Raw genomic sequence first — 10012 nt, 5'->3', positions numbered from 1 at the left:
TTTTTCGAGTGTGCGCATGGTGCTTTCGTGGGTTCTTTGTGGGGGTTTGTTTGCAGTGTTTGTGGCCGTAGTGGTGGTCTGCGTGTGTGTGTTCGGCGGTAGTGAGTGGGGTTGTGCATGGGTTTTTGCCGTGTTGCTCTTCTCTCGTGGCGTGGGCGCCGGTTTAATGCTCGGCGATGATGTTCCCGTTTCTGTTCTGGGTGTTGCCGTGCGTCAGGTTCTGCTGGGTGTGGGTGTGCCGCGTGGTGTCTCCGTGCATCGCTTGGGGCTTTCCTTCGGGATTCACCTTGTTGAGGCGGGTGGCGCTGTCGGCGCCGTCGAGTATTTTGTGTGGCGCGGTGTTGTCAGTACCTTGGGCATGTATGCCGGTGTTTTTTTGTTTGTTGGCGAGGGTGTTGTCTGCTCGCTGGCTCTTTTGCGTCTTTATTCGTTTGGAGTTGTCTTCGGATGACTGTTTCGGGGTGATGTCATTTGCAGTTTGAAAGGTTGTTTCTTTGTTTTCGGCTTCTGTGCGGACCTGGTGTTTTGTTTCCTGGCTTACCGTGTGGTTTGCCCTGGGATGGGTTAGGGGGGGTCTGGCTGATCTCCCCGTATTGGCGTGATTGTCGGGCTGCTGCTTTGGTGTTGGTTTGTCGTCTTGTGTGGTGCCGGGTTTGGTCGTTGACGGGTGTGGGTTGAGTGATGCTTTCCGGCGTCCCGTTCTGGTCTTGATTGGTGTCCTTGGCTTTAGCACGCTCCAAGTTTTGGAGTGTTGGCCGCGGGGGTTCAGGCGCTCCCCTGCTAAGGGAGTATGGGGTTAATAGCTCCATCGAGGGTTCGAATCCCTCTCTCTCCGCCATGTCAGTGCATCAGTGCAAGACTGTAATCTCAGGTTGCAACTGAATCACATAGCGCCCGTAGCTCAGCTGGATAGAGTACCTGGCTACGAACCAGGTGGTCGGAGGTTCGAATCCTTCCGGGCGCGCCATTTTAGAAGATAAATCGACCGGTTAGAGTGTCCTGCTTGACCGGTTTTTTTTGGCGATACTTTGCTGGCGATTTGTGGATGTCAGTCAATGTTTCTTGCCCGTGGGACTCAAGCTACAGTTTGGCTTAGGTAGTTGACAGCGGAAGATGTGAGAAGTATATTTCCCGCCCTTCTCACCGTTACCCGGTGCTGATAGTTTGGCAAGGTAGCTCAGTTGGTTAGAGCACAGCACTCATAATGCTGGGGTCGGCAGTTCGAATCTGCCCCTTGCTACCATATTAAAACCCCGCCGGTTCAGTGAACCTGGCGGGGTTTTTTTGTGCCCACTTTTGGTTCGCGCTGACATCGGTGACCCATTTTGGTGCGTCAATCATTTCTGAGTGCCCCATTTTGGTGCCTTTTTGGGTGTGTGCCATATTTATTTTTGCCTATCTATTTGAATTAAATAATATTTTATGGAAGGCACTAAAATTGCATACTCGTAGACGAAAATGCATGCGCAGTGAGCGCATGTGATTAATAAACTGCTAGTGAGAGAGATTCAGATGGCACGATTCCACCTTTTGGGGCGCTTGCTGCCCCTGATTGGGGCATTTTTCCTCCCGGGGACCGCTTTGGCGGAAGAGACAGCGATCAATGGGGCCAATACGGCATGGATCATGGCTTCCACTGCCTTGGTTCTTTTTATGACCCTGCCGGGGCTGGCGCTGTTTTATGGTGGTCTGGTACGCAGCAAAAATGTCCTTTCGGTGTTGATGCAGTGTTTTTCCATTGCTGGGATGGCCACGATTATCTGGTTTGTCTTCGGCTACAGTCTCGCTTTTGGCGAGGGGAATGCCTGGATCGGCGACTTCAGCAAGGTGATGATGGCAGGCATCGGCAAAGAGACTCTCTCCGGCGATATTCCTGAGTCACTTTTTATGCTGTTTCAGATGACCTTTGCGATCATCACCCCGGCGCTGATTGTGGGTGGCTTTGCCGAGCGCATGAAATTCTCTGCCATGATGATCTTCAGTGCGGTCTGGCTGGTGCTGGTCTATCTGCCGGTGACCCACTGGGTCTGGGGTGGTGGCTGGCTCGGTGAGATGGGCCTGTATGACTTCGCTGGTGGTACTGTGGTGCACATCACCGCCGGTGTGGGGGCGCTGATGGCGGCGCTGGTTTTTTGTTCTGGCTCTTGCTTTGTGATCTCTGCCATGTTGCCGCTTTTCTTGTGTATGTCCTGCTGATGGATACGGATAGAGCCGCCACCCAGCTCCACGCCGTTCAGCACCATGTCGTAGGCGCGGGATTTGCAACCACCTGGATCGCTCTCCAGCAGCTCCAGCTGGTCGAGCTTGGGGGAGGTGAAGGGGTGGTGTAGCGGGGTCCAGCGATCATGGTTGTCGTCCCACTCGAACATCGGGAAGTCGACCACCCAGAGCGGCCGCCAGCCCTCCTCCATCAGGCCCAGATCCTCACCGACCTTGACTCGCAGGGCCCCGAGGGCCTCGTTAACCACGCTCGTCTTGTCGGCACCAAAGAAGATCAGGTCGCCATCCTGGGCACCGGTGCGCTGCATGATGCCCTCCACCGCGGCATCGGTGAGGAACTTAAGGATCGGCGATTGCAACCCATCTCGGCCTTTGGCCGCCTCGTTCACCTTGATGTAGGCAAGACCCCTGGCGCCATAGATGCCTACAAACTTGGTGTATGCGTCGATCTCCTTGCGGCTGAGCTTGCAGCCACCGGGCACGTGCAGCGCAGCAACCCGGCCGTGGGGATCTTTGGCCGGAGCGGAGAAGACCTTGAACTCCACATCCTGCATCAGATCGCGCAGGTCGATCAACTCCAGCGGCACTCGCAGGTCGGGGCGATCAGAACCATAGCGCTCCATCGCCTCATCGTAGGTCATGCGCGGGAAGGGATTAGGCAGATCGGTGCCAAGGACCTCCTTAAACAGCTGACGAATCATCTCCTCGTTGAGATCCATAATCTGATCTTCGCTGAGGAAGGAGGTCTCGATATCGAGCTGGGTGAACTCAGGCTGACGATCGGCCCGCAGATCCTCATCACGGAAGCAGCGCACCACCTGATAATAACGATCCATGCCCGACATCATCAGCAGCTGCTTGAAGAGCTGCGGCGACTGCGGCAATGCAAAGAACTGCCCAGGATGGGTACGGCTCGGCACCAGATAGTCGCGGGCACCCTCAGGGGTCGCCTTGGTCAGCATTGGGGTCTCGATGTCGAGAAAGCCCCGCTCATCGAGAAAGCGACGCAGTGAGCGGGTGACCTGGGCGCGAATGCGAATCTTCTCCAGCATCTCAGGGCGACGCAGGTCCACATAACGGTAGCGCAGGCGCACCTCTTCGGAAGTGTTTTCGTGCTCATCAAGCTGGAACGGTGGGGTCTCAGCGCGATTCAGCACCTCCAGTTCAAGACCGAGGATTTCAATCTCGCCGGTAGGCAGATCGGGATTGACGGTGCCCTCCGGGCGCGGGCGCACGCGGCCCTTCACCCGCAACACAAACTCGTTGCGCACATGCTCGGCAATAGAAAAGATCTCCGAGCGGTCGGGATCATAGACTACCTGCACCAACCCCTCCCGGTCGCGCAGGTCGATGAAGATCACTCCACCATGGTCGCGGCGACGATGAACCCAACCGGGGGTTTCTCTTTTGTGATGGTTGTGCGTGGTTTTGTTTTTGCCGTCGTCTTGGTTGGGCCTGCCATGCCTTCCTGGCTTCTAAGGCTTGGTCCGGGTGTTGTTCTCTTTGCGGTGGGGGGCTGTTCCTGTTTGGCCTCGGGTTGTGCCTGTTGGTCCTCGGGTTTGGCGGGGTGCGGTACTATTGCTCTCGTGGCGCGTGATGTGTTGTTTGTGTGTTCTCCGGTCGTTTCGATGTCCTGGTGGTTTTGTTTGGGCTGCCTGCTTCGGTCCGGGCGGGTGTGTTTGGGTGTGGTGGGGGTTTTGGCTTTTGGTCTGTCGCTCCCTGTCTTGTGCTGCGCCTCCGCGCCTTCGTCGCTGGTAGTAACACTTGTGGTGGCTCTCCTTTGTGGTGGAGATTCGTCGCCGTGGCCGTTGCGGGTGGGGTTGCCGTTGTGGGGGCTCGTTGTCTCTCTTGGTTTTTTGCTCTCGGCCTGGCGTGAGTGGCGCCGGGGGCTGCGCGTCCACCGCCGGTCCGACAGTCGGGCCGCGTTGGGTCGCCAGCGGTTTGGCGCGATCCGCCCGGTGTGTGATGGTGTCTGGGTGGCCTGCCGGCCCGCGTGGCTCGGGTTGGTCGTCGCGCGGGGTGTTTCTGGTGGTTCTTGCAGTGGGCTGTGTCGCGTGGTGCTGTGCGTGCCGTGCGGCGCGGTGCTGCCGCCGGGGTTTCTGGCTGGCGTTGTCGGTGAGCTGTTCCTGCGCGGTGCCCGGTGGTTTTTCCGCCATCTCCTGTCTGTCGATTCTTAGTTGGAGTTGCTGGGGGCGGCGTTGCTGGGGTATTTGTTCTGCTTTTTTCGGGGTTTCTGGGGTTTCTTTTTGCTGGTTTGCTTGGCGTCTTTTTGGTGCTGGTGTGCTGCTTTTTGCGGGCTTCGGGGGGCGGGGTGCTGCTTCTTGGGTGGGGGGTGTCCTGATTCGGGGGAGTTTGTTTGTATCTGATTGTTGCTCTTTTGTCTCGCTTTCCGTTGGTGGTCGGCGGTTTCGTTACGGTCTTCGTGGCTGGGCTTTTTGCTGTCTCGGGGGTTGCTGTCTGCTCTTGTGTTTTGGCGCTGGTTTGGGGGTGTGAGGGTTCGGGCTCTTTTGGCCCGTTCATGCAGCTGGCTGGTTAGTCGGTCCGCCTTTCGTTTTTCTTTTGCTCGGTTTGTTTGGGTGCCTCCTCTCTGGTTTGTTTGCTCGGCCAGCTGATGCTGGCGTGTTCCTTCTGCGGCTTCCTCGGGCGGGTCTTGCGCTGTAGGTGTTCGTCGATCGATTCCGGTCGTTCCTTTTGCTGTTGCCGGTAGGTCGGCTTGGGGGGACGTTGTGTGCCCCCGCTGTGTCGGTTGCTGGCGTTGTCGGTGATCCGCACGGCCGTCTTGATGTTGTCTTTTTTTGGCTGCTTGGTCGCGCTCCCGTTGCTTCCGCTCTTGTGGTTCTCGGGGGTCTCTTTGCATCGGTTTCTGGCGGGGGTGGGTATGCCGGCTGACGGTGTTGTGGTGGTTTTCGGGGGTGTTGGGCTGGTTTTTTCTGAGTAGGACTTCTTCGTCTTGGTTTTCGTGGCTTGCGTGGTCTTTGCCCGCCTCGTGATGTGTGTTGATCCGGGTTCCGGCTGGCTGTTTGAGCGGTTTTTGTTTCCGGATGTGGCGGTTTTGGTTGCTTTGTGGTTTGCGGTGGGGGATGGCTGGTGGGTTCTGGTTGTTCTGCTTGGCCTGCTGTTCTTTGCCGTTGGTCTGCTCGGGGTTGGCGTTGTGCTGGAGCAAGTGGCTTTTCTTCTCGGCTGCCTGGGTGTCGTTTGCTCGCTGTTGGTGTGTGGGTTCGATACGGTGTGGGGCTGCGGTGAGGTTGGGTTGGTTCGTCTGCTTCGGGTTCCTCCTGTTGCCGGTGCTGTTGTGATGCTGCCCGTGCTCGCTCATCTGTGCTTGCTGCTCGCGGTTCTGTTCTACCTGGTCACTGGTGTGTTCGGCCTCTTTGGTTCTCTGTCGCGGCTGGCGCTGCCTGGGCCTGCCACCCTGTCTCTCAATCGACATCAATCGACTCCCTTAACCTAGGTTAGGTTGCTGAAATAGTCCGCCATTCGATGGGCACCCCGATCATAACTGGCTTGCGGCTTACCGGATGGCATCTATCGTCTGCACGCCAAGATCACTGTCACTCCCCCGCTCGATGATCAGTTCAACACGCCGGTTCTTGGCCCGATTCGCCCAGGAGTCATTGGGGACCAAGGGGGACGAATCCGCATGCCCCTCAACCGAGACCCTGGAGGGGTCGAGGCCGTGATTGCTCAACATCGCATGCACCACCGTTACCGCGCGGGCGGAAGAGAGTTCCCAGTTGGAACGGAAACGCTTAGTGGAGATGGGGATATCGTCAGTATGGCCAGCCACCACTACTTTCCCCGGCGTGGCGGCGATGACTTTGGTGATCTTCGAGATCACGTCAAAGAATCCAGGGTTGAGAGTCGCTCTGCCCGACCCAAAAGAGCCTTTCTCCTGGATTCGAATGATAATCTTGGTCGCTTCTGTTTCAACCTCAAGCATCCCCTCATCGATCTCCTTATCCAGCATCATCTTCAGCTCTTCCGCCTGCTCTTTGACTTCGGCTTCGATCTGCTCCAGCACCGCTTCACGCATCTGCTGATCGACTTCGACATCCTTTTCGGCCTGTTCCTTACTCTCGTTGACCTCCAGGTTCTCCTGCTCCTCATCTGTGGTGATCTGGCGAATCTCGTCGATCACCGTGGGCTCAGGCTTACCCGTGCTGAACTCCTGTTTGATCACGCTGACGCCCTTGACGATCTCATTGGCCGGGATCTCACGCTGCACGCCGAAGGCATCCTTCATCGACTCCGCCATCTTCTTGAAACGCACGGCATCAATGGTTGCGAACGACAACAACAACACAAAAAAGCACATCAGCAACGACATCAGGTCAGCAAAGGTGGCCAACCAGGCAGGCAGGCCGGCTTCACATTTCGGGCATTCTTCAGCCATCTGTATACTCCCCTGCCCTACTTGTCACCAGAGGGACGTTTGCTGGAAGGCAGGTAGGTGCTTAGTAATTGCTCCAACACCCGCGGGTTCATACCCTCCTGGATCCCGGAGATGGTCTCGATGATCAGAGACTTGTTGGTCTTCTCCATGGCACTGGCGCGGGCCAGCTTATCGGCAATTGGTTGTGCAAAGGCGTTGGCGATCACCGCCCCATAGAGGGTCGTCAATAGAGCCACTGCCATTGCCGGGCCGATACTGGCGGGGTCGGACATATTGGCAAGCATCTGCACCAGACCGATCAGGGTACCGATCATGCCCATCGCCGGCGCCATGATCGCCATGTTGGTAAACATAGTCTGCCCCACCTCGTGGCGCTGAATGGTCAACTCGATATCCTTGCTCAATAGTTTGCTGACCAGGGAGGGATCGTGACCATCGACACAGAGTCCGATCCCCTGCTTGAGAAAATCGTTGCTGATCTCCTGCCCTTCCAGCGCCAGCAGACCATTTTTGCGTGCCACATCGGCCAGCTGCACCGCCTCTTCGATCAGCTTTTTGGGATCATCGGTTTTGTAGAAAAATGCCTTCATTCCGATCGCAAAAGAGCCCAGAAAATCCCCCAGGGAGACCTGCATCAGCGTCACACTAAAGGTGCCGCCCACCACGATCAGAATTGAGGGTACGTTGACAAACAACATCACGTCACCACCGGTAGCAATCGCCGCGATGATGATGCCAAATCCTCCGAGTAAACCAACAAGTGTTGCGATATCCACCTGATACTCTCCAACTCAAGATGTCGTCAAAACAGTATTTCTGCTTCTTTTCTGTCGCCGATACCCGGCTTTTCGCACAGAGCCATTGGCACTCTGTTGTTCGTTCCAGGTAGCGGACAGGCCAGCCGAAACTTTAATTCCCTGCGGCTGGCAAGCTGGGGTCAGTAGGGTGTGAAGGCATCGAAAGTGCTGCGAAGTGCGGTAAGCTCTGCAGATGCAGAAAAGAAAGAGTGTTCTTATCACCGGCTGCTCCAGTGGAATCGGCCTCTGTGTTGCACAGGGGCTACAGCAGCGCGGTTATCGGGTGTTTGCCAGCGCACGAAAAATAGCGGATGTGGCGCGTCTGCAAGAGCTGGGGCTGGAGAGTCTGCAGCTCGATCTGGATGATTCTGCCTCCATCGCCAACGCCCTTGAGGAGCTATTACAGAGCAGCGACGGCAAACTCTACGGGCTGTTCAACAACGGCGCCTATGGCCAACCTGGCGCGGTGGAGGATCTGTCGCGGGAGGTGCTGCGCCAACAGTTTGAGACCAACCTGTTCGGCTGGCATGAACTGACCTGCCGGGTGATCCCGGTGATGCGCAGACAGGGCGAGGGGCGCATCATCCAGAACAGCTCGGTTTTAGGACTAATAGCCTTGCCCTACCGTGGCGCCTACAATGCCAGCAAGTTCGCCCTGGAAGGGCTGACAGACACCCTGCGCCTGGAACTGCGCGGCAGCGGCATCCAGGTCAGCCTGATCGAGCCCGGGCCGATCGAGAGCCGATTCCGCAACAATGCCTACAAGGCATGGCAGCGCAACATCGATGCCGATAGATCGTTTCATCGCAGCAACTACCTAGCGATGGAGGCACGACTGCTGAAGGAAGGGCCAACCGCCCCATTCACTCTACCGGCGGAGGCGGTGCTAAAGCGGGTATTTCATGCCTTGGAGAGCCGGCACCCCCGCCCCCGCTACTACTGTCACCGTCCCCACCTATCTGTTTGGCACACTGAAACGACTGCTATCAACCCGGGGGATGGACTGGGTTCTGCAGAAGGTCTCCGGCGAGGGTGGCCGTTAGCCGGTAAGCTCAAGCATTGTTGTGCAGACCGATGACCGAACGGACTGAATCCTCACGCTCTGACTTCGCCCCGTCGCTTCGATTCTGCTCCAACTGATCGAGGTAGCTGCTCGATACGTCGCCGGTCACATACTCCCCGTCGAAGACTGAGGTGTCGAAGCGTTCGATATCAGTCTTGCCCTTCTTCTGCACCGCCTCGATCAGATCCTGCAGATCCTGATAGATCAACTCGTCACAACCGATGATGTCGCGCACTTCTTCCACCGTCCGACCGTGGGCCACCAGCTCGGTGGCGGCCGGCATATCGATGCCATAGACATTGGGGAAACGCACCGGCGGCGCTGCCGAGGCAAAATAGACCTTGCGGGCGCCGGCATCCCGCGCCATCTGCACGATCTGCTTCGAAGTGGTACCGCGCACGATGGAGTCGTCCACCAGCATCACATTCTTGCCTTCGAACTCAAGGTCGATGGCATTGAGCTTCTGGCGCACCGATTTTTTGCGCACCGTCTGTCCGGGCATGATAAAAGTGCGGCCGATATAGCGATTTTTGATGAAGCCCTCGGTGTAGCGCACTTTCAGCTCATTGGCCAGCGCCAGCGCTGCGGTGCGACTGGTATCCGGGATCGGGATCACGACATCGATGTCGTGCTCCACCCATTCCCGCTGAATCTTCTTCGCCAGCTTTTTGCCCATACGTGAACGCGCCTTGTGCACGAAGACGTTGTCGATGATTGAATCGGGACGGGCAAAGTAGACAAACTCAAAGATGCAGGGCGAGCTTACCGGGTTTTCCGCACACTGCTGGGTATGCAATTCGCCATCCTTGCTGATGAAGACCGCCTCGCCCGGAGCCAGATCCCGCACCCGTTCAAAGCCGAGCACATCCAGTGCAACGCTCTCAGAGGCGATCATATATTCGGTGCCCAACTCAGTCTCGCGCTTGCCATAGACCACCGGACGAATACCGAAGGCATCGCGGAATGCCAGGATACCCACCCCGGGGATCATGGAGATCGCCGCATAACCACCGCGGCAGCGTCGGTGCACGCCGGCCACCGCCTTAAAGATATGTTCAGGTGCCAAGCGCCTGGTGTTCTGTGCCTCCAGCTCATGGGCAAAGATATTCAGCAGGATCTCTGAGTCGGAGTCGGTGTTGATATGACGCAGGTCATCCCGGAACAGCTCCTGCTTCAGCTCTTCTGCATTGGTCAGATTGCCGTTATGGGCCAGGGTGATGCCATAAGGGGAGTTGACATAGAAGGGTTGGGATTCAGCTGAGGAGGAGCAGCCAGCGGTCGGATAACGCACATGGCCAATACCTATGTTGCCACGCAGGTCGATCATGTGACGAGTATGGAAGACGTCCCGCGCCAATCCGTTCGCCTTGCGCAGATGCAGGTTGCCGCCTTCACAGGTGACGATCCCCGCGGCATCTTGTCCACGGTGTTGCAGGACCAGTAATGCATCGTACAGCGACTGATTGACTGCCGATTTACCGACAAGCCCGGCGATACCGCACATACCTTTTACTCCGTCAAACAAGAAGGGCCGATTAT

Annotated in this window: 5 protein-coding genes, 3 tRNA genes and 3 pseudogenes; 6 read left to right on the top strand and 5 right to left on the bottom strand. The window is 57.1% G+C overall.

The genetic code is table 11. The features are described 5' to 3' along the window. The 5 genes and pseudogenes from RIFP1SYM_RS18970 to RIFP1SYM_RS16870 form a co-directional block, all read left to right on the top strand. On the top strand, nucleotides 1-451 hold a 451-nt coding region (locus tag RIFP1SYM_RS18970), incomplete at its 5' end, for a carbon storage regulator (RefSeq protein WP_420855213.1). A gap of 294 nt (nucleotides 452-745) precedes the next feature. After that, a tRNA-Ser gene (locus RIFP1SYM_RS05220) sits at nucleotides 746-838 on the top strand. Between the two features lie 52 nt (nucleotides 839-890). Next, nucleotides 891-967, top strand: a tRNA-Arg gene (locus RIFP1SYM_RS05215). A gap of 199 nt (nucleotides 968-1166) precedes the next feature. Next, nucleotides 1167-1243: transfer RNA gene (locus RIFP1SYM_RS05210), tRNA-Met, on the top strand. Nucleotides 1244-1506: 263 nt separating this feature from the next. Next, nucleotides 1507-2190, top strand: a pseudogene (locus RIFP1SYM_RS16870) (ammonium transporter); the annotation flags it as partial. On the opposite strand, the pseudogene aspS reads toward RIFP1SYM_RS16870, so the two are convergent. The 4 genes and pseudogenes from aspS to pomA all read right to left on the bottom strand — a co-directional run. After that, nucleotides 2130-3617 (bottom strand): annotated as a pseudogene (aspS, locus tag RIFP1SYM_RS05205) (aspartate--tRNA ligase); the annotation flags it as partial. The pseudogenes RIFP1SYM_RS16870 and aspS overlap by 61 nt on opposite strands. A gap of 776 nt (nucleotides 3618-4393) precedes the next feature. After that, nucleotides 4394-5650: a hypothetical protein gene (locus RIFP1SYM_RS17355; protein WP_139042067.1), complete on the bottom strand. Its 1257-nt coding sequence runs from the start codon at nucleotides 5648-5650 to the stop codon at nucleotides 4394-4396. Between the two features lie 81 nt (nucleotides 5651-5731). Next, nucleotides 5732-6613 (bottom strand): type VI secretion system protein TssL, long form, encoded by an 882-nt coding sequence (gene tssL / locus RIFP1SYM_RS05195; protein WP_005960141.1) that lies wholly within the window; start codon nucleotides 6611-6613, stop codon nucleotides 5732-5734. 17 nt (nucleotides 6614-6630) lie between these two features. Then, complete coding sequence (gene pomA, locus RIFP1SYM_RS05190) at nucleotides 6631-7389, bottom strand: flagellar motor protein PomA (protein WP_005960140.1); 759 nt, start codon at nucleotides 7387-7389, stop codon at nucleotides 6631-6633. A 214-nt stretch (nucleotides 7390-7603) separates the two neighbouring features. Here pomA and RIFP1SYM_RS05185 point away from each other — a divergent pair. Then, nucleotides 7604-8453, top strand: a pseudogene (locus RIFP1SYM_RS05185) (SDR family oxidoreductase). A 9-nt stretch (nucleotides 8454-8462) separates the two neighbouring features. Here RIFP1SYM_RS05185 and purF read toward each other — a convergent pair. Beyond that, nucleotides 8463-9977, bottom strand: coding sequence for an amidophosphoribosyltransferase (gene purF / locus RIFP1SYM_RS05180; protein WP_006475237.1), 1515 nt, complete (start codon nucleotides 9975-9977; stop codon nucleotides 8463-8465). Between the last annotated feature and the right edge of the window lie 35 nt (nucleotides 9978-10012).

The organism is endosymbiont of Riftia pachyptila (vent Ph05), from assembly GCF_000224455.1.
In the GTDB taxonomy this organism is placed as follows: Bacteria; Pseudomonadota; Gammaproteobacteria; order Chromatiales; family Chromatiaceae; genus Endoriftia; species Endoriftia persephonae.
Note: the sequence above shows the minus strand (reverse complement) of the source record. Positions and strands in the feature narration are given on the sequence as shown.